At 60.9% G+C, this 17,588-nt stretch carries 23 protein-coding genes and 1 tRNA gene; 19 read left to right on the top strand and 5 right to left on the bottom strand.

Features of this window, described 5'->3' with window-relative positions; translation table 11 throughout:
• Positions 1-2: 2 nt before the first annotated feature.
• The 10 genes from OCK01_RS12855 to OCK01_RS12810 are packed head-to-tail and all read left to right on the top strand — an operon-like array spanning position 3 to position 7,611.
• On the top strand, positions 3-632 hold the full coding sequence (locus tag OCK01_RS12855; RefSeq protein WP_263824253.1) for a phage tail assembly chaperone: 630 nt from the start codon (positions 3-5) through the stop codon (positions 630-632).
• On the top strand, positions 629-979 hold the full coding sequence (locus tag OCK01_RS12850) for an HNH endonuclease (RefSeq protein WP_263824252.1): 351 nt from the start codon (positions 629-631) through the stop codon (positions 977-979). The genes OCK01_RS12855 and OCK01_RS12850 overlap by 4 nt, the downstream gene beginning before the upstream one ends.
• A complete protein-coding gene (locus OCK01_RS12845) occupies positions 976-1,434 on the top strand; it encodes a hypothetical protein (RefSeq protein ID WP_263824251.1) in 459 nt (152 codons plus the stop codon). The genes OCK01_RS12850 and OCK01_RS12845 overlap by 4 nt, the downstream gene beginning before the upstream one ends.
• Complete coding sequence (locus tag OCK01_RS12840; RefSeq protein WP_263824250.1) at positions 1,431-1,769, top strand: head-tail connector protein; 339 nt, start codon at positions 1,431-1,433, stop codon at positions 1,767-1,769. The genes OCK01_RS12845 and OCK01_RS12840 overlap by 4 nt, the downstream gene beginning before the upstream one ends.
• Positions 1,756-2,184, top strand: a complete 429-nt coding sequence (locus OCK01_RS12835) for an HK97-gp10 family putative phage morphogenesis protein (RefSeq protein WP_263824249.1) — start codon at positions 1,756-1,758, stop codon at positions 2,182-2,184. The genes OCK01_RS12840 and OCK01_RS12835 overlap by 14 nt, the downstream gene beginning before the upstream one ends.
• Positions 2,181-2,597 carry a DUF3168 domain-containing protein gene (locus tag OCK01_RS12830; RefSeq protein WP_263824248.1) on the top strand — a complete coding sequence of 139 codons (417 nt, stop codon included), beginning with the start codon at positions 2,181-2,183 and terminating at the stop codon, positions 2,595-2,597. The genes OCK01_RS12835 and OCK01_RS12830 overlap by 4 nt, the downstream gene beginning before the upstream one ends.
• Positions 2,585-2,911, top strand: coding sequence for a head-tail adaptor protein (locus OCK01_RS12825; RefSeq protein WP_263824247.1), 327 nt, complete (start codon positions 2,585-2,587; stop codon positions 2,909-2,911). Before OCK01_RS12830 ends, OCK01_RS12825 begins: the two co-directional genes overlap by 13 nt.
• Positions 2,908-3,300, top strand: coding sequence for a phage terminase small subunit P27 family (locus OCK01_RS12820; RefSeq protein ID WP_263824246.1), 393 nt, complete (start codon positions 2,908-2,910; stop codon positions 3,298-3,300). The genes OCK01_RS12825 and OCK01_RS12820 overlap by 4 nt, the downstream gene beginning before the upstream one ends.
• Positions 3,297-4,913, top strand: coding sequence for a terminase large subunit (locus OCK01_RS12815; protein WP_263824245.1), 1,617 nt, complete (start codon positions 3,297-3,299; stop codon positions 4,911-4,913). Before OCK01_RS12820 ends, OCK01_RS12815 begins: the two co-directional genes overlap by 4 nt.
• Positions 4,914-4,923: 10 nt before the next feature.
• On the top strand, positions 4,924-7,611 hold the full coding sequence (locus tag OCK01_RS12810; protein WP_263824244.1) for a hypothetical protein: 2,688 nt from the start codon (positions 4,924-4,926) through the stop codon (positions 7,609-7,611).
• A 1,236-nt stretch (positions 7,612-8,847) separates the two neighbouring features.
• On the opposite strand, the gene OCK01_RS12805 is transcribed toward OCK01_RS12810, so the two are convergent.
• The gene (locus tag OCK01_RS12805) at positions 8,848-9,153 is read right to left on the bottom strand and encodes a hypothetical protein (RefSeq protein WP_263824243.1); all 306 of its coding nucleotides are present in this window, start codon (positions 9,151-9,153) and stop codon (positions 8,848-8,850) included.
• 192 nt (positions 9,154-9,345) lie between these two features.
• Between OCK01_RS12805 and OCK01_RS12800 the strand changes: the two genes are divergently transcribed.
• The 3 genes from OCK01_RS12800 (at position 9,346) to OCK01_RS12790 (ending at position 10,497) form a co-directional block, all read left to right on the top strand.
• Positions 9,346-9,516 (top strand): hypothetical protein, encoded by a 171-nt coding sequence (locus OCK01_RS12800; protein WP_263824242.1) that lies wholly within the window; start codon positions 9,346-9,348, stop codon positions 9,514-9,516.
• 238 nt (positions 9,517-9,754) lie between these two features.
• The gene (locus tag OCK01_RS12795; protein ID WP_263824241.1) at positions 9,755-10,210 is read left to right on the top strand and encodes a hypothetical protein; all 456 of its coding nucleotides are present in this window, start codon (positions 9,755-9,757) and stop codon (positions 10,208-10,210) included.
• Complete coding sequence (locus OCK01_RS12790) at positions 10,210-10,497, top strand: hypothetical protein (protein WP_263824240.1); 288 nt, start codon at positions 10,210-10,212, stop codon at positions 10,495-10,497. Before OCK01_RS12795 ends, OCK01_RS12790 begins: the two co-directional genes overlap by 1 nt.
• Positions 10,498-10,528: 31 nt before the next feature.
• Here the strand turns inward: OCK01_RS12790 and OCK01_RS12785 are convergent, their stop codons facing one another.
• From OCK01_RS12785 to OCK01_RS12775, 3 genes are all read right to left on the bottom strand, one after another.
• On the bottom strand, positions 10,529-10,906 hold the full coding sequence (locus OCK01_RS12785) for a hypothetical protein (RefSeq protein ID WP_263824239.1): 378 nt from the start codon (positions 10,904-10,906) through the stop codon (positions 10,529-10,531).
• A 43-nt stretch (positions 10,907-10,949) separates the two neighbouring features.
• A complete protein-coding gene (locus OCK01_RS12780; protein WP_263824238.1) occupies positions 10,950-11,297 on the bottom strand; it encodes a hypothetical protein in 348 nt (115 codons plus the stop codon).
• Between the two features lie 162 nt (positions 11,298-11,459).
• Positions 11,460-11,534: transfer RNA gene (locus tag OCK01_RS12775), tRNA-Gln, on the bottom strand.
• A gap of 382 nt (positions 11,535-11,916) precedes the next feature.
• Between OCK01_RS12775 and OCK01_RS12770 the strand changes: the two genes are divergently transcribed.
• The 4 genes from OCK01_RS12770 to OCK01_RS12755 all read left to right on the top strand — a co-directional run bounded on the left by OCK01_RS12770 (position 11,917) and on the right by OCK01_RS12755 (position 15,129).
• Positions 11,917-12,477: a type 1 glutamine amidotransferase domain-containing protein gene (locus tag OCK01_RS12770; RefSeq protein ID WP_263824237.1), complete on the top strand. Its 561-nt coding sequence runs from the start codon at positions 11,917-11,919 to the stop codon at positions 12,475-12,477.
• Between the two features lie 151 nt (positions 12,478-12,628).
• Entirely contained in the window at positions 12,629-12,925 is a 297-nt protein-coding gene (locus OCK01_RS12765; RefSeq protein WP_263824236.1) for a cupin, read from the top strand.
• Between the two features lie 2 nt (positions 12,926-12,927).
• Positions 12,928-13,836, top strand: a complete 909-nt coding sequence (locus OCK01_RS12760; RefSeq protein WP_263824479.1) for an MBL fold metallo-hydrolase — start codon at positions 12,928-12,930, stop codon at positions 13,834-13,836.
• A gap of 66 nt (positions 13,837-13,902) precedes the next feature.
• Positions 13,903-15,129, top strand: a complete 1,227-nt coding sequence (locus OCK01_RS12755) for a glycosyltransferase family 2 protein (RefSeq protein WP_263824235.1) — start codon at positions 13,903-13,905, stop codon at positions 15,127-15,129.
• 3 nt (positions 15,130-15,132) lie between these two features.
• Here the strand turns inward: OCK01_RS12755 and OCK01_RS12750 are convergent, their stop codons facing one another.
• Entirely contained in the window at positions 15,133-16,026 is an 894-nt protein-coding gene (locus tag OCK01_RS12750) for a DUF1499 domain-containing protein (RefSeq protein WP_263824234.1), read from the bottom strand.
• 181 nt (positions 16,027-16,207) lie between these two features.
• On the opposite strand from OCK01_RS12750, the gene OCK01_RS12745 reads away from it, so the two are divergent.
• Positions 16,208-16,603, top strand: coding sequence for a hypothetical protein (locus OCK01_RS12745; protein WP_263824233.1), 396 nt, complete (start codon positions 16,208-16,210; stop codon positions 16,601-16,603).
• Positions 16,604-16,681: 78 nt separating this feature from the next.
• Positions 16,682-17,578, top strand: coding sequence for a DMT family transporter (locus tag OCK01_RS12740; RefSeq protein WP_263824232.1), 897 nt, complete (start codon positions 16,682-16,684; stop codon positions 17,576-17,578).
• The last annotated feature ends 10 nt before the right edge of the window (positions 17,579-17,588 follow it).

Below are 17,588 nucleotides of genomic sequence, written 5' to 3'. Positions count from 1 at the left end.
CCATGACTATCCGGCTCGCAAAGTCTCCGATCACCCTTCAAGCTGGCGGCATTGCCGCCATCTTGAAGCCCTCTTTGCGGGCCGGTTTCATCATGGCCGAAAAGTGGACCTTGGCGGAACTCGACAAGGGAATTGCGGAACTCGATTTCCCGATGATTTGCAGCATCGCAGCCCTTGGCGCCGATGATCCCGTGAAAGCGCTGCGCATCTTTGCGCTTGAAGTTGCCGACCGAAAAGCCATTCCCCGGCTTCAGGTCCATATCCCTGCCATCCGCGAATTCGTGTCGCGCTCGCTCGGTCTTGTGGATCATGATGACAGCAAGCCCGGTGCCGTAACCGGCGCAACCGCTGAACCGAACCTGATCGAAAGGCTAACCGAACTCTTCGAATTCGCGACCGGCGTTCTGCATTGGACGCCCGCCGATACCTGGGCCGCAACCCCGGCTGAAATCATCTCCGCACAACGCGGCCATCTTGCCTACATGAACCAGCTTCACGGCGCCGGGACCAACAAGCCCACTCAGGCCGAAAGCTACACCACCGACCGCCTGAAGCGCGTTGAACAGCTTGGGTATGATCCCGCCTTTGACCGCGATGCGTTCAACAGCCTGAAGCAAAAGGGCAGCGCATGAAGCCGCCCCGCCTTTGCCATTGCGGCCAGACCGTGCCAGCCGGTGAGCGCTGCCAGTGCCAGCGTAAGCAGGACCGCGAACGCAACCGCCGCCACGATCAGAACAGGCTCAATTCCCGTGATCGCGGCTATGATCGCGATTGGGAAGAGCTACGCCGCTACTTCCTCGGCAAGTATCCGCATTGCCGCATGTGCGCAGCCATGGGCAAGACCACACCGGCAACCGTCGCTGATCATATTATCCCGATCCGCCTCGCACCTGATCGGCGCCTTGATCCGTCCAACCTGCAACCCCTCTGCGCTTTCCACCACAACAGCGTGAAGCAGAAGCAGGAGCGCAGCAGATGACAGCCGCAACCAACACCAGCGCAATCGAGTTTGAAGACGCCCGCGCGCTTCCACACGTCTTCTCTGACCTTTGGCACACCGTGCTTCAAACAGCCATCGAAGACGCCATTCATGGGCCACCCCATGCCGGTTCGCACACCCAAAAGCTCCGCGAGATCGAAGCAGCCCGCGCCTACATCCTGAAGCCGAACCCCGATTTCGCTGAAGTCTGCACCCTTGCCGGATGCGACCCTGAAGCCGTTCGCGACCGTGTTGCCATCATGATCAGCAAAGCACCATCAGCTGACACGCTGGCAGCAGCGCAGGAAAAAAAGAAGCCCATCCACACGGTGAGATCCAGCAGCAGGACCGGGGGTAGGTCTCGACTTGTCAGCGGCTTAGGGACCGGTGCGGGGAGTCACGCGCGAGAGAGCGCCGAAATGAGATTTTCCAACATGGACACCGAAGCCCGATGAGCGTCGTCTCCCTTTCCCTGTTCAAGGCCCATATCGGGCATGATGAAGTCATTGAAAGCGGCGCGCTCGGCAACCTCGCCAGCGGCACCGACGAACTGCTTCAGCATTATCTCGACACCGCCGAAGAGCGCGTGATTGCGTTGCTCGGGCGCCCGCTTTCCGACTTCACGACCATCCCGGCATCGGTCAAACAGGCCATCCTGTTGCTCGCCGCGCACGATTTCGAGAACCGGGAAGCCTTCCTTATTGGCGTTTCCGGCTCCGAAACCCCCAATTCCGTGGTTGATCGGTTGCGCCCCTACCGTATCGAGGTGACGGGCCGTGTCATCGAATAAGACCCTAACCGAACAATCGCGTGATCTTGAGCGGCGCCTGAACGCTGTCCCGGCTGAAATCCTTGCCGCCCTTCGCCCGGCCTTGATGCGCTCGGCTGAAGAGGTGGCGGCGAACATGCGCGCCCTCGCTCCGAAGGACACAGGCGAGCTTGTCGATTCCATCGCAGTCACCGGACCCGGTGAGACAACCCCGGCTTATGCCTCTCAAGGCGGGCAGCGCACCGCAGGCCCTAATCAGGCGCTTGTGACCGTTGGGGATGCGCAAGTGCGCTACGCCCACATGCTCGAATTCGGGACCGTCAAGATGGAAGCGCAGCCTTTCCTTCGCCCTAGCTGGCGCTTGGCGCGAACCCGCATCCTGAACCGCATGACCCGCACCATCAACGCAGTCACCAAAAAGCTGAACCCGAAATGATCGAACCGACCATTGCCCTGCAAGAGGCCATCCGCGCCAAACTGATCAACTCCCCGGCTGTAACCGCCCTTGTTCCCGCTGATCGGATCAAGGCCGGGACGACGCGCCCCGATGAATGCCCCTGCATCCGCATCGGTGAGGCGCATACGGTCATGCACGGCAATGACTATACATCGCAGCGCATCGCGGAAATCTTCCTTGATGTTCACGCTTGGACCGTCAACGAAGGCGAGCGGCAGGCCAAGGAAATCACATGGGCGGTTCAATGCGCCCTTGATGGCAAGCTGACCGTTACCGGCGGCGACTGCTTCGAATTCAAGATCACCGGCGCCCGCTACCCGCGTGACCCTGACCCCGACGCCTACGGTCATGGGGTTTTGTCGGTGGAAGCCCTTGTTCGTTGGGTGATCTGATGCGCGCCGGAAAGCTGAAACACGCCCTCATGATCGAACGGGAAGTGAAGGCTGTTGATGCAGCCGGTTACGTAACTTCGACGTGGACCCTGATCGGCACTATCAGGGCCGAACTTGCGCAGCAGGCGACGACCGAAGGCGCCACCGGCTACGGGGAAGCCGGGACGGCTGGCCTGACATTCAAGACCCGATACCTCACCGGCCTGACCACGGCTGATCGCATCCGATACCTGGGCCGCGCCTATAACCTGAAATCCATCGCGGATTTCGGGCCGCGTGGCGGCCTAGAATTGACCGTGGACGCGCTCGAATGACACGCGGATGCAAGCCTTCGGCAATCACGCCCGGAACGTCACCCGTCACCACGGTTCAGGCACCGCCGTCCTATTTGTCAAAGGATGCGAAAGCGGAATGGCGCCGTGTCGCGCCGATCCTGATCACCGAACGCCGCGTGTTGACCGTCGCTGATCTGGGCGCCCTCGAAAACTACTGCATTGCCTTCGGCACCATGCGGGAACTTCACCGGCTGCTTCAGGTGGAAGGTCACGTTCTGCCATCCGGCAAGCGGCACCCGGCAAGCACCGCCCTTATTCAAGCGCAGCAAATGCAGCTTCGCGCCGCCGCTGAACTTGGCCTGACGCCCTCGGCTCGATCCCGCGCCGCCCTTGGCGAACTCCCTGATGAAGATGAAGACTTCCTATGAGCACCCTTGTCATCCGCCCCGAATGGCTCTTTGACGGCTCACCCATTCCCGATCCCTTCGGCTATGGGGAACGTGACGTTCAATGGCTGCGCAAAAACCGCCATCCGAAGAACCCCGCGCCCGGCCATCCTTTCCAGTTGGCGCCGTGGCAGGAGCGTATCATTCGCGCCATCTTCGGGCCGCGCAACCCGGACGGAACCCGCATCATCAAAAAGGTGGTGATCCAACTTGGCCGCGGATCGCGCAAGACGGCGCTTGCCGCCGCTATCGTCCTGCTTTGCGCCTTCGGTCCCGAAGCGGTTCCCGGTGGCCTCATTCAGTCGGCAGCGACACATAGGAAGCAGGCGCGCGAACTCTTCGAAGAGGTGGCGCTGATCGTATCGCAGGACAAGCGGTATAACGGCAAGGCCAAAATCCGCGATTACAAATCCCAGATCGCCAACGCCAAAACCCGCACCCGCTATGAGGCGATTTCGTCCGAAGGCATCAATCATCACGGCTCCACCCCGAACGTCGCCATTCTTGACGAGGTCCACGGGTGGAAAAACGAGAAGCACCGCGAACTGTTCAAGGTTCTAACTTCTGCTTCTCGCAAGATTGATGACACGCTTGTGGTCATGCTCACCACGGCAGGCCGTGGACAAGAGAACATTGGCTACAAGGAAGTTGCCGACGCCAAGCTTGTTCAGTTGGGCATAGTCACCGCGCCGCACGTCTTGCCAGTCATCTTCGAATGTCCAGCTGATGTTGATTGGCGCGATGAGGCGATTTGGCATCAAGTGCTTCCCGGCCTTGCTGACGGCTATCCATCACTTCAAGGCTTGCGTGAAAACGCTTGTGAAGCGGAATTCTCAGTTACGGCTCGGGAAACCCTACAACAGCTTTTCCTCGGCATCTGGCAAAACCAGTCTTCATCGCCCTTTGTCAGCATGGAAGCCTATGACCGGTGCGGATCGATCCCGGTTGATTTCAAAGCCCTGAAGGGCCGCCCCTGCTTCATCGGCGTTGACCTCGCACAGGTGAACGACCTTGGCGCCGTGGTTGCGGCATGGCCGACCGATGACGGCGGCTATATCATCCGGCCATGGTTCTTCGCGCCCGCCGACGCCATCGCGGAAAAATCCCGCACCGAAGGCGTCAACTATGGTGAATGGGAAAAGGCCGGTTACGTAACCGCCACACCCGGCGCCACCATCGATTTCGACTTCATCGAAAAGAAGATCCGCGACATCTGCAAAGAGCACGATGTTCGCCAGATCGCCTTTGACCCGTGGCGAGCGCAGAAGCTTCAGCAAAACCTGATGGCCGATAACTTCCCGGTTGTCGATTTCAGACAGGGCTTCATTTCCATGTCGCCTGCCTGCGACGTGACAGAGAAGGCTATTCTCGACAGCAAATTTTACCACGCCGCCAACCCGGTCTTGCGCTGGAACTTCGACAACGTTGCCGTTGTCAGAGACGCCGCAGGCAATCGCAAATTCGACAAGTCCAAGTCCCGCGACAAGATCGACGGCGCCGTGGCTGCGCTGATGGCCGTCCGCTGCGCTGCGATCTATCAGGACAACCGATCCACCTACAACAACCCCGATAACGGCGGCGTCTTCATCTTCTAAGGAATGACAAATGGTTGAAATTGCACCGCTCGGCGGTCTCGTGGTCGATATTGAAGCCCGCGTCGATAAGCTCGAAAAGGGCATTGCAAAGGCGAACGCTGCGCAGCGGCGCGGCGCGACCGAAATGGAAAACCGCGCCCGGCAATCGGCGCGCAAGATCGAAGACAGCTATTCCCGGTCATTCGACCGGATCGGCAAGACCATCGAAAACGGTTTCGCCGCCTTCAGCCGTGGCAGCGCGGCGGTTGCTGGCGCTGGCGCGGCAGCGCTGGCCTTCAAAGAGATTGCGGATTCCGTCGCTGAAGTGGACCGCGAAGCCCGCAAGGCTGGCGTCTCGACGAAGATTTGGCAGCAGTGGGCCTATGTTGCCAAGGCGACAGGCGCCAGCGTTGACGGCGTCACCGACGCCCTGAAGGAACTGAACATTCGTGGCGATGAATTCGCCAGAACCGGCAAGGGCGGCGGCGCCGAATGGTTCACCCGGTTCGGTTATTCCGCCGAAGAGGTGGGCCGCAAGCTTCGCGAGCCGAACGACTTCCTCGACGAGTTGATCGGCAAGATCAAACAGCTTGATCAGGCGGGCCAGACGCGAGCGCTGGACGAACTGTTCGGCGGCGCTGGCGAAGAACTGGCAAAGACCCTCGGCTTGTCGGTTGAGCAAATCCAGAAGCTGCGCAGCGAAGCCGCAACCTTCAGCGCCGAACAGATCGAAGCCGCCAAGCGCATCAACGCCGAATGGGATACTATGTGGGCGAACTTCACCGTTCGCGCCAAGGCCGCAGCCATCGAAGGCGCGAACATCGCCGCGTCGATTGCGCAGTCTATCCGAGACGCGGGCGCAAGCGTCGGCGCTGATAAGTGGCTTGACAGCCAACGCCTTGCACCCGGCGCGCTTGAAGCCGGGCGCCGCGACTATGATCAGCGCCAAGAGCTTTCCGAACTGAACGACCTTCTGAAGCAGCGCGCCGAACTCATGGCAGAGCTTGACGGCATGACGCCGCTTGCCCGTTCGCTCGGCTTTGACGAGAGCGTGAAGGCCAACCTTCGCGACGTGGACGCGCGCATCCGCGAGGTGCAACAGGCATTGCAGGACACCCGCCCGGTTATCGACGGCGTCAAGGATTCCAGCGAACAGCTTTCGCCCGCCTTTGACCGCAACGCCACGGCGGCAATCAACTTCAAAACCGCCCTGGCTGAACTGAAGGCGCTTGTTCCGGGCCTGAAGGCCGACCTTGACGCGCTTGCGAGCGTGGCAACGATTGACGAGAAGTATCGGTCTTTGGCAGGCCGAAAGGATTTGTCGTGGGGCGAATTGATGCAGGCGACAGACATCGCCAACCGCTCCCGATCGGTCGCGACCTATGGGCAGCACGATAATATTCTCGACTTGATCGGCGCGGCAGAAGGAACCGACAGAGGACGCGGCTATAACGAGACGCTTGGCTATGGCGCGTATACGGGCGGCGCGGTCAACCTCACCGGCATGACGCTTGATCAGGTGCGAGCGCTGCAAACACAGATGCTCGCCAATCCGGCCAACACGTTCAACAGTTCGGCAGTTGGACGATTTCAAATCACGCGCACCACCCTCGACAGCTTGCGCGACGAACTCGGTCTTTCCGGTGATCGGCTCTTTGATCAGGCGACACAGGACGAGCTTGCGCGCGCGCTCTTGCGACGACGCGGCAATGACCCGGCGGCACTTCGCAATGAGTGGGAAGGTTTGCGCCGCGTGGACGATTCCACCATCCGCAACGCCTATGCAGGCACCCCCACGGCTGCGCAGAACCTTGAACCATCGCCCGGCCAACAGCGCCAGACAGACCTCATTCGCCAGCAGACCGACGCCCGCCGCAACCTGAACCAGACCGTTCAGGAAGGGCTTGATCAGGCCCGCTTTGAGCAGTCCATTTCCGGCATGTCGGAACGGCAGCGCCGTATCGAGCTTGAAGTTTATCGAGCGCAGCAGCAGGCTAAGCGCGACGGCATCACCTTGTCCGATGCGGAGCTTCAGAAGATCCGTGAAAAGATCGCGATGACCGATCAGCTGAACCAGAAGAACCAGCAGGTTCAGTCATCGACCGAAGGGCTGCGCAATGCGCAGCAGTATTTCGCGGAAGGCTTCACACAGTCGCTTTCGGGGCTGTTGACCGGCACAACCACATTGCAGGGCGCCGTTCAGAGCCTTCTGAACAGCCTGATCGACGCCACGCTACAGGCGGCGCTACTCGGTAAGGGGCCGCTTTCCGGTATTCTCGGCGGCGGCACCGGCTTACTCGGGATGATCTTCGGCTTCAGCAGCGGCGGCTATACCGGTGATGGCGGCAAGTTCGAACCGGCTGGCATCGTCCACCGTGGCGAATATGTCATGTCAAAGGACGCGACCAAGAGGCTGGGCGCCGCCAACCTCGAAGCGCTTCATCGTGCTGCGCTCGGGAAGCCCGGCTATGCCAAGGGCGGGCTTGTCGGATCACCGGCCAAGCTGGCACCTGTGTCATCGGAACATCGCGGCGGCGGCGTGACTGCGCAGGCCATCACCATCAACAGCCCTGTCACCGTCAACGCGCCCGGCGGCGATCCGCAGCAGAATGCCGATCTTGCCCGGCAAGTTGCGAAGGAACATGAAAACATGATGCGCGCCGTGGTGCGGCAGGAAGTGTTCAACATGCAGAAGCCCGGCAACATTCTGAACCGATAGCGCCCGGCATATCCCGCTTGCACCTCTTGGCGGGATATGCGATTCTATTGCCATAAACGTGCCAGCCAGCCGACGAACCTACCAGCTTACGCGCCTCGCAAACCCCCCCTGACAATTCTGCTATATAGAAACCGCTCATGGCGTCACCATGCGCGCACCATACTGGCACCGTTTACAAGGGCGACACCGGGACTCCAGACCGGCGCCATCAGCTAGCCAGAAGCAAACAGAAGATTAAGCACTGGCCGGTGACGGAGAGTGACTTTGCTTGATTGTCGCTGCATCCGTGAGGATGAAAGGACGCCAAAATAACGACAAGCGCTCTGTGACGCTCGAAAGAGGGACACAACGCTTGGTCATGGATCGATTGAAGGTAAGTCGGTTCATGACGCTTGCCCGAAAGGGCATAACCGCTTTGATCGAAAGATCGGGTAGCGGAGCGAATGCAGGTTAAGGGAAGCCACCTGCTGGACTGACAATCCTATAATAGCTCTTCACCAACTGTTGCACGGTAACAGACGATACCCTCCCTCTAGAATACACCGGCAGTTACATCCCCCCGTAAGGGGGAAGCTGCCGGTGTATTCTAGAGGGGGGGTAAGTCCTATTCCCGGTGGGCATTGGATTAGAGCAACAAACCGCCGGCACCACGAAATAGGTCAAGAGAACGCCGCGAAGCGGCGGCAAGGCCGAAGGCCGCGCAGGCGAGCGCAGCGAGCAACAGGCGTTAGTCACCACGCTGCAAACCATTTCCCGCATCCATACCCGGCAGCGATCAGCAGCAGCGCCGCGATAGCCCACGGGCCGGAGGCGGATGCTTCGAACAGCTTCCACACCTTGATAGTGATTTGATCTTTGGGGTTTGCCACAGCGCGCACCTTTCGCCAATTTGTTCGCGAGTGACTGGATACAAGCGGCCCGCTTTACGAGGCCAATTATGGCGCTATTCGCTAAATCTAGTATCAACAACTTTTCCGCCGATCCCCTGACCGATCTTGCTATATATAAATCAGCAGCCGAAACGGCTTCCAACTCTTCCGGCTGCCAGACAAAGGACGACCTGAACCCCGCGTGTGCCTTCCACGCGGGGTTTCTTTTTGCCTGCCATGTCCTGAAACGAAAACACCCCCACTGCATCGAAGCAATGAGGGTGATTTCGGGAGAGTGCCAGCCGAAGCACGTCTGCCGTTGCGAGTATTATAATACCACACTCGGCAGTGTTTGGAAGAGCCATCGTCAGGCTAAACCATTCTTTCTTTTATATTCTTCCGTGCGCTGCTGCATTTCTGCCAGATAGGCGGGCGAGTAACTGCCATCTTTGTCTAACATCTGCGGTGCGCGGTGCCTTAAGTCCGAAACGAAGCCCTTGATCAGCCACGCGAGTGCCGCACCGGCCATTAGCAGGAAGCACCACACAACGAACTGGATCACTCCTGAGGCCCAAAACAGATACCCCGGAACAGCGATCACCCCGAATAGCAGCAGCGGGCCGCCGATCAGGACAATCAGAATGGCAAAGAGCAAGAAAATGATCGCTGGCATAGTATCCCCCATGTATGCACCGCAGAACTGCATTTGCAGTTCACCACAATTTTTGCGACTTGACTAGCTCGCTCAAAGATCAGTCACCAGTGACTTAACTATCTGTATTTGTTGCATATTTTCCAATATCAGGCATTGACGCGATTCCCCAAATCAGCAAGATTCTCTTTGTCACCAATCGGAGGGAAACAGATGGATGATGTTTACGTGCCTGATGAGGATTACGCCCGGCTGCTTGATCACCTGCTTGATTGTAGGCTCGGGGAGATGCTTGCCGCCTACAAGGATGAACTGCGCAGCATGTTGACGATGGCGCTCGGGCTTCAGGCGGGGGTATGGCCGGAAAGTAGCCGGCCTAAATAGCGCCGTTGCAGATTAGCAACACGCACACGACAGAATTAGCTTATTCCTGAAGAAACCAGCTACAAAACCAACGTTGGTTGTGAGAGCTGGGAAATCCCAACAGCGCAGACGAATCAACCGACGAGCATCAACTCGCCGGTGATCGCTATGCGTTGTCTGGACCTCAACGACGCGACCGGCTCGGCCTGCAAAACTGGACGGCGCGTCTATCTGCAATGTCATCACAAGGAGATACCAGATGACGACTCTTAGCACGACTACCGCACCCGTCGCAACGCTCACCGAAAAGGAGCTTTGGGCGCAATTCCTCAGCACCACTATTCAGACGTCAATCAAGGTTGGCTCGGCAACGCTGAAGGGCGAAATTGACCCTAATTGCTCCCTCATCACGACCGGCGCTTATGGCTGGATTGGCGACTTCACTGAATATGTCGCTGATCAGCTTTCCAAGACCGATAGCCCCGCCGAAGAGCTTGATACGCTTATCGAGGATTTGAAAGGCTATCTTCTGGACCTCGATTTTCTTCGCGGCAAGTTTGCGGAAGTGAAGCACACTGCCATCATCATGCCGGAAGAACCGGATGAAGAGACTTGCTCGCCGGAAGAGCACCGCGCGTGGCAGCGAGCCGCCAATGAAGCTGAAGCCAACCCGCGTTACCGCGCTATCGCTGAAGACGAAAGGGAGGCCGCGTAATGGCTGGGAAAGTCGCCGCTGCCGCCGATCTAACCAAAATCATGCGGGACACCGTTGATGCGCTCATTCAAGATCGCAAAGACCTCATGTCCAAGCGGCTGCTTCAGCCGGAAGATCATCAGGAAATGATCGAAGGATTGCGGACCCGCCTGCGCTTCGTTCCTGATTTGGAGCCGCATCTTATTGAGGCAATTCGGGAGATGCGTATTTATGCGCAGATGGTCAGAGAGCGCGGCGTGACCTTGCCGCCTGATGTTGAGGAAAGTCTGAAGCGCTTCGCGCTTTGACAACGAAGCCCGCCGGTGAAGATCGGCGGGTTTATTCCGGCCTGTAGTGACGTTCTTCTTTGTGGCCGCAATTCGTGCACGTGACCGTCCGCAACTGATGGCCAAGCATTCCAAAATGGGGATGGGCGACCGATGCCGTAACCTTAAGCCGTCCCTCTTCACATATAGCGCACTGCTCACCGGACTGCATAGACGCAATCCTTGACTTTAGTTCTTCGATTTCACGACCTTTGGCGTGAAGTTCCTCGCGCGCATCCGTTAGCGCCATCCGCAACTCAGAAACGTTGTTGTATAACTCCGTCATCTGAGACTTGTAGCTTGCGGCATCAAAGTCACGTTCAACGTCACGTAGATCTTTGATTATGCCAAGTGTTTGACCGGCAATTGTCATTATTCCTACAAAGTCCATAACTACCTCTGGATTATTCTAGGAGATTTCTAAAGCAAGATTTTTAATTGGCTCTTATGAGCTTCTTTGCATCAAGAACATGCGTGTGCGGCCATGAAACGCCGAGGGTAAACTGTATCCGACTGACATTTGAGGATTCATGCTCTCGGCTACCATTCGCGCCGATCTTGACCGAGAAGACTTCAAGACCCGCCTCGCCGCCGCCCTGCGTTTTGGTGCCAGCAGAGATCGCGACATCGAAGGAGATGGTATCGATTTCCATCTCATCAGGATCATGCGTTTTCGGATTAATATAGCCGTGCTTACCGGCCACCTTGCGCTCTTCAATGGTTTCTTGAACCGCGTCCATCACGTCATTCAACGCAGCCTTAACGAACGCCTTCAGTTCCATTGTTTCGCCCTCAAGAATAGCTGTAGCAACGCAACACCTTTAGCGGGTATCGATCCGATTCGCTATCTCGGCAAACGTTCCGTTTTTATATGCCGGAAAACTGTTCCGGTTGCGATCTCTGCGTCACCGCTAATTTGTTGATTTTATTGATCTATATAGATATGGCTGGGGCGCCAGGATTCGAACCTGGGAATGCCGGTACCAAAAACCGGTGCCTTACCGCTTGGCGACGCCCCAACAGCGCCGGTCCAACTGTCGGGGCCGGCGAAGTGGGGCCTGATTAGCAAAGCCCGCGCCGCGCCGCAATCGGGTCGGCAGGATTTTTTGGGGAGATTTTCCGGCGCGGAACGAGGCGTCGCTCGAGACGCGCGCACGGTTTTCTGCGCTTCGTGCGGAACGAAGCGGCGGCTCAGGACTTCTTCCCAGGCGAAGCGACGAATGAATGGCGGCGGCGCTCTCAGCCGGGCCGGACATCCGAGCAGGATGAAGAGCATCTTGCCGCATCGTTTCGCATGAGTTCCGGCGCCGCATTGCGGCGCAGTTCATGGCGTCGATCCCGACGCCGGGCGTCCGAATCGGCGCCCTGAGATCAGACCGTTTCAAGGAAAGGAAACAGCCCATGGCTTCGATCAATTCCGCCCGCATCCTCATTCTCGCCACTCACGGCTACGAGCGTTCCGAACTGCGCAAGCCGCTCGAACAGCTGAAGGCCAAGGGCGCCGACGTCAAGATCGTTTCGCTCCAGAAAGAGCCGATCAAGAGCTGGGACGAAAAGAACTGGGGCGACACCGTCGACGTCGACCTCACGGTGGCCGACGCCCGCGTCGAGGAATTCGACGCGCTGGTCATTCCCGGCGGCCAGATCAATCCGGATATCCTGCGCGCCGACGAAAAGGCCGTCAAGCTGGTCAAGGATTTCGTCGCCTCCGGCAAGGTGGTCGCCGCCGTCTGCCACGGTCCCTGGCTGCTGGTCGAGGCCGGCGCCGTGCGCGGCCGCCGCGTGACGTCCTATCCGTCGATCAAGACCGACGTGGTCAATGCCGGCGGCCAGTGGGAAGACAGCCAGGTCGTCACCGACCAGGGCATCATCACTTCGCGCAATCCCGGCGATCTCGACGCCTTCGTCGCCAAGTTCGTCGAGGAAGTCGAGGAAGGCAAGCATCAGCGCCGTGCGGCATAACAGGCAGTAGGCAATAGCAGGCAGTAGCGAGCAGACAGGCGGGCGATGGAGAGGAACCTCCATCGCCTGCTTTTTGTGTTTCTTACCTCTTGCCTATTGGCTATTGCCTATTGCCTACTGCCTTTTCGCCTCTTCCCTTCAGGAGCCGCCGATGTCGACCTTCAGAGCCCGCCCGCCCGCCGAACCCACCGTGCTGCTGGACGACGCCGTGGTGCGCGTGACGCGCTGGGATTTCGTCCCCGGCGCCGACACCGGCCATCACGTGCACGGCATGGGCTATGTGGTGGTGCCGATGACCGATTGTCATTTCCTGATCGAAGACAAGGACGGCGCCCGCGAGGTCGAGGCCGCCCAGGGGCAGGTCTATCGCCGCGAGGCCGGCGTCGAGCACAATGTCGTCAATCGCGGCGACAGCTTCATGAGCTTCATCGAGATCGAGTATAAGTGAGCATGGACACAGCGGAGTTCGACCGCGCCTTCGAGCCGCGCCATGGCGAGGCCGTGCCCGTGGCGTCAGGCGTCCAGCGGGTGACGGTCAACAATCCCTCGCCTTTCACCTTCCATGGCACCAACAGCTATATCGTCGGCGCCGACACCGCGGTGGTCATCGATCCCGGCCCGGAGAATGACGCGCATTTTCAGGCGCTGATGACGGCGCTCGCCGGCCGGCCGGTCAGCCATATCCTCTGCACCCACACCCATCGCGACCATTCGCCCCTCGCCCGGCGGCTGAAGGAAGCGACCGGGGCGCTGATTGTGGCGGAAGGGCCGCATCGGCCGGCGCGGCCGCTGCATGACGGCGAGACCAATCCCTTCGCGGAAAGCTCGGACACGGACTTCTCGCCCGACATCATCCTCGGCGATGGCGAAACGATCGAGGGCGACGGCTGGCGGTTGAGCGGCGTCGCCACGCCCGGACATACCGCCAATCACATGGCCTTTGCGCTGGACGCCGAGGGCGTGCTGTTCTCCGGCGATCACGTGATGGCCTGGGCGACTTCCATCGTCGCGCCGCCGGACGGCGCCATGGCCGATTACATGGCCTCGCTCGACCGGCTGCTCCTGCGCGACGACCGGATCTATCTGCCCGGCCATGGCAGTCCCGTCAGAGATCCCCTCGCCTTCTGCCGGGGACTGCGCACCCACAGGCGCATGCGCGAACGGGCTGTGCTGGAGCGCATCCGGCTGGGCGACCGGCTGATTCCCGACATGGTCCAGGCGATCTATCGCGACACCGATCCGCGGCTGCATGGCGCGGCGGCGCTGTCGGTGCTCGCCCATATCGAGGACCTCGTCGAAAAGGGCGCCGTCGTCACCGATGGCCCGCCGCTGTTGAGAGGCGCCTACCGACCCGCCTGATCTCATCAAGGCTCGGGAAAGGCGCGGGCGCTAGACCCGGAGCGAGACCGGATCCGGAGCTAAGGCTTGACCACGCCCTATTTGTCCATCTGCGTTCCCTCGCGGAACCGGCAGCGCTATTTCAAGGAGCTTATACTGTCGCTTCTCGCGAGCCCTCGCGCGGATGTGCAATTCGTGCTGGCCGACAATTCCGACGACGCCGAGGATATGGCCGCCTTTGTCACCGCCCGGCCCGATCCGCGCGTCACCTTCCTCCCGTCGGCGGATCGCGTGTTGTCAATGCAGGAAAACTGGGAGCGGGCGGTGGATGCCGCCGTTGGCGACTGGGTGAGCGTCATCGGCGACGACGACCAGATCGATCCGGATCTCGTCGAGGCGTTGAAACTGGCCGAGGCCCTGAAGCCGGGGCTCGACGCCTTCGCCTGGACCAATCTCCATTACGGCTGGCGAACGCTTGAGACGCCGCGGCACACCGTGCGGCTGCCCGTGAAGGCGACGTTTCACGACATGCCCGCCTGGTTCGTGCGCCGCCGCGCCTTCGGCTGGGCCGACGCCTCCGCCACCATCGTCAGCGGCTTTTCGATCTATCACGCTGCGCTGTCGCGGCGGCTGCTCAATCGCATCCGCAAGCGGTTCGGCGACGTCTGGTTCGGCCATCCGATCGTCGATTACGACGCGGCGCTGAAGACGGCGGCCGAGGGCGAGGCCTTCGTCTATTGCACGCGGCCCTTCTCCACTTTCGGCGCCTGTCCCGAGGCCAATTCGGCGGCGCTTTACGATCTGAGAAAATTGCGCGAGGCGCATGATCGCTTCGACCGCGAAACGGGCCGCGAGACCGATCGCGACCCCTGGCTTTCAGACTTTCCCTTCCCCACCACGCTCGGCCTGCCGGCGGCGGTGGGCCAGGTGCAGATGTGGCTGGCGCATGCGCATGGCGTGGCGATGGAGCCGGGTTGGGAGGTCAATTTCGCCCGCGCCTGCGCCGCCTATTGCCGGGGCTTCGCCGACAAGAACGACTTCGAGATCATATCGGCGGCCTTGCGGACGGCGTTCGCGCGGTGGCGCGGCGGCGCCTTCGCCGCCGCCTTCCAACCGGAATTCCAGTCGAGACCTTCCGGCGATGTCTTTACCGGGCTGAGCGGCGACGCGCTCCATGTGGCCGACGACATCTGTGGAGCGGCGACGCCCACCGCCTTCTACGCGGTCGTGAACGGGCTTCTCGAACGCCCCTCGGAGATCAAGCCGGAATTGCGATCGGCCGGACGGGAATTCGCGCTTCTCAATTCGTTGTGAGCCTCAGCCGCCGGCGAGGCCGAGAAGGGCGGCGTCCAGCGCCTTCAGATAGGCGGAGATGAGCGCCGCGCCGCCGCCGAGATCGTGACGGCCATAACGGGCGGCGACGCGGACATCGACCAGCGTCGTCTCCTCTTCCTCACGCAGCCTGATGACGATATCCTGGCGGAAGCCGAAGACCATCGTGCGGTATGCGCCTTGGATGAGGGCGTCCTGCGGCTGGGCGGCGGCAAGGAATTCTTCGAGATCGGGCCGCGGCTCAGGAACCGGCACGACGTCGAGCGCGTCGGCGGCCGGTTCGTTGGTCCGGCCCGACGGCAACGCCCGGAGATCGTCGCTCGGCCCGCCCTTTTCGGCGACGATCCGAACCCCCATGTCGAGCGCCACCTGGCGGGCGGCGGCGTAGACGCGGTCGAGCCCGCCTTCGTAGCGGCGGCCGGTCAAGCCGGGATAGCTCGCCTGCTGCAGAAGCCGGTCCGCCTCGCCCACCGGCAGGCGCGGGCCGAGCCAGGATTGATCGGCCTCGACATCCGTCAGCCATTGCGGACGCCGGCCAAGATCGGTGGCGACATCGTAGACCGGCGGCGACTGCAGGTAATCGCGCGTGATCCAGCCGGCGGCGCCGAGAATGGGAAGCGCGACGAGAATGGCCTGGGCGGAGGCCGCGCCACCGCGCGCGCCATGCCGCCAAAGCATGGCGAGACCGACACAGGCCATCGCGGTCGCGGCGAGGGTGACGGTGACGGCGACGGTCGCCACCGCGAGAAACAGCGGCGTTTCGAAGCTTCCGAACCGGTGCAGCACCAGAGCGACCACGAAGAACAACAGGGAATACAGGGCGAGACGGCGGGCGGAATAGGCCGATTGGGACACTGGGCGTTCATACCGGACCGGCATTCGGGCTCCTCGACTGGATCGTCCAAGGCTGCTTCTCAAGGATTTCGACATAGGCGGTTTCGACACATCGGGCAATGGCTGCGTCGATCTCCTCCCCACCTTCCGGCGACGCGGCGCCTCAAATCCGCCCAGCTTTGCCGGAAGGGTGCCTCACGGTGGGGACGACGAACAGGAGAACGACATGCGACTGTCTGATAGCCTCGCCCTGCCGGCGCCCGCCTCGATCAACGGCCCGACCACCAGGACGCCCGAACCGATCGAGTTTACCGAACTGGCGCTGACAATCGACCTGCTGCTGGAAAGCCATCCGCTGTTTTCGGATGCCGTCAAGGCGGCGCTTCTGCCGCTCGACGGCGAATTCCTGTTCGACCTGCCGCATGCCGACAAGCCCGGCGGCAAGGGACGCGTCGCGGCGGTCCGGATCCGTTATGCCGGCTCCGACGCCGCCAAGCTCGCCTTCGTCTTCCTTTCCGACGACGCCATGGATGCGCGCGTCGCCCCGCCCGATACGGAGCTCGACCATCTCAAGAGTTTCGCGGAGAGTTTCGTCGGCGTATTGGAGAAGATCGCCGACTGATCCATGCTTGCGCCCCGGACAGCGTCGCGATAGAGGCAGACAGTCCCGCCCTCTCGCGCCAGAAGCGACGCACGTCCCATGACCTCGATCCCCGCAGATCCCCACCGCCGCCGCGCGGATTTTTCCATCGGCCTCACCGCCATGATCGCCGCGGCGCTGGCCATGAGCATTTCGCCGAGCCTGGTGCGGTTCGCCGATGTCGGGCCGCTCGCCAGCGCCTTCTGGCGCGTCTTCCTGGCGCTGCCGGTGCTCTATGCCTGGATGAAGGCCGACGAGAAGAGCGCAGCCGGCGGCAAGGGCAAGAGCTGGTCGCTGCCGATCCTGCTCTCGGGGCTGGCTTTCGCCGGCGATCTCCTGATGTGGCATCTCGCCATCATGAAGACCACGATCGCCAACGCCACCTTTTTCGCCACCATGGCGCCGCTGTGGGTGGTGATCTTCGGCTGGCTGCTGTTTCGTCACAAAGCGGAGAAGACGACGCTGATCGGGCTGGCGCTTTGCCTGTTCGGCGGCGGGGCGCTGGTCTATCAGAGCCTGTCGATCAACCCCGCCCATATGCTGGGCGATGCGCTGGGCATCGGCACCGGCGTGTTTTTCGGCCTCTACTTCCTCGCCGTCGGCGCGGCCCGCAAGGGGTCCGGCGCGGCTCGGGTGACGTTTGAAATGAGCATCGTCACCATCGTGGTGCTGCTGGCGGCCGCGATTGTTATCGAGGGCGACATTCTGCCCAAGACCGGCTTCGGCTGGGGCGTGCTGTTCGCGCTCGCCTTCGTCAGCCATGCCGGCGGCCAGGGATTGTTGTCGGTGGCGCTCGGCCGGCTGCCGACGGTGTTTTCCTCGCTGGTGATCCTGCTCGAAGCCGTGGTGGCGGCGGGCTTCGCCTGGCTGTTGCAGGGCGAACCGGTGTCGCCGCTACAGGCGGTGGGCGGCGCGATCATCCTCGCCGGCATCTGGGTGGCGCGGCCGAGAAGCTGACGCCGCCGCG

It is taken from the genome of Rhizobium sp. TRM95796, from assembly GCF_025779995.1.
In the GTDB taxonomy this organism is placed as follows: Bacteria; Pseudomonadota; Alphaproteobacteria; order Rhizobiales; family Rhizobiaceae; genus Rhizobium_E.
Note: the sequence above shows the minus strand (reverse complement) of the source record. Positions and strands in the feature narration are given on the sequence as shown.

Excerpts from the sequence above, each read along its gene's own strand:
- OCK01_RS12855 (WP_263824253.1), top strand. The coding sequence starts at position 3 with ATGACTATCCGGCTCGCAAAGTCTCCGATCACCCTTCAAGCTGGCGGC.
- OCK01_RS12850 (WP_263824252.1), top strand. The coding sequence starts at position 629 with ATGAAGCCGCCCCGCCTTTGCCATTGCGGCCAGACCGTGCCAGCCGGT.
- OCK01_RS12845 (WP_263824251.1), top strand. The coding sequence starts at position 976 with ATGACAGCCGCAACCAACACCAGCGCAATCGAGTTTGAAGACGCCCGC.
- OCK01_RS12840 (WP_263824250.1), top strand. The coding sequence starts at position 1,431 with ATGAGCGTCGTCTCCCTTTCCCTGTTCAAGGCCCATATCGGGCATGAT.
- OCK01_RS12830 (WP_263824248.1), top strand. The coding sequence starts at position 2,181 with ATGATCGAACCGACCATTGCCCTGCAAGAGGCCATCCGCGCCAAACTG.
- OCK01_RS12820 (WP_263824246.1), top strand. The coding sequence starts at position 2,908 with ATGACACGCGGATGCAAGCCTTCGGCAATCACGCCCGGAACGTCACCC.
- OCK01_RS12815 (WP_263824245.1), top strand. The coding sequence starts at position 3,297 with ATGAGCACCCTTGTCATCCGCCCCGAATGGCTCTTTGACGGCTCACCC.
- OCK01_RS12810 (WP_263824244.1), top strand. The coding sequence starts at position 4,924 with ATGGTTGAAATTGCACCGCTCGGCGGTCTCGTGGTCGATATTGAAGCC.
- OCK01_RS12805 (WP_263824243.1), bottom strand. The coding sequence starts at position 9,153 with ATGCCAGCGATCATTTTCTTGCTCTTTGCCATTCTGATTGTCCTGATC.
- OCK01_RS12800 (WP_263824242.1), top strand. The coding sequence starts at position 9,346 with ATGGATGATGTTTACGTGCCTGATGAGGATTACGCCCGGCTGCTTGAT.
- OCK01_RS12795 (WP_263824241.1), top strand. The coding sequence starts at position 9,755 with ATGACGACTCTTAGCACGACTACCGCACCCGTCGCAACGCTCACCGAA.
- OCK01_RS12790 (WP_263824240.1), top strand. The coding sequence starts at position 10,210 with ATGGCTGGGAAAGTCGCCGCTGCCGCCGATCTAACCAAAATCATGCGG.
- OCK01_RS12785 (WP_263824239.1), bottom strand. The coding sequence starts at position 10,906 with ATGGACTTTGTAGGAATAATGACAATTGCCGGTCAAACACTTGGCATA.
- OCK01_RS12780 (WP_263824238.1), bottom strand. The coding sequence starts at position 11,297 with ATGGAACTGAAGGCGTTCGTTAAGGCTGCGTTGAATGACGTGATGGAC.
- OCK01_RS12770 (WP_263824237.1), top strand. The coding sequence starts at position 11,917 with ATGGCTTCGATCAATTCCGCCCGCATCCTCATTCTCGCCACTCACGGC.
- OCK01_RS12765 (WP_263824236.1), top strand. The coding sequence starts at position 12,629 with ATGTCGACCTTCAGAGCCCGCCCGCCCGCCGAACCCACCGTGCTGCTG.
- OCK01_RS12760 (WP_263824479.1), top strand. The coding sequence starts at position 12,928 with ATGGACACAGCGGAGTTCGACCGCGCCTTCGAGCCGCGCCATGGCGAG.
- OCK01_RS12750 (WP_263824234.1), bottom strand. The coding sequence starts at position 16,026 with ATGCCGGTCCGGTATGAACGCCCAGTGTCCCAATCGGCCTATTCCGCC.
- OCK01_RS12745 (WP_263824233.1), top strand. The coding sequence starts at position 16,208 with ATGCGACTGTCTGATAGCCTCGCCCTGCCGGCGCCCGCCTCGATCAAC.
- OCK01_RS12740 (WP_263824232.1), top strand. The coding sequence starts at position 16,682 with ATGACCTCGATCCCCGCAGATCCCCACCGCCGCCGCGCGGATTTTTCC.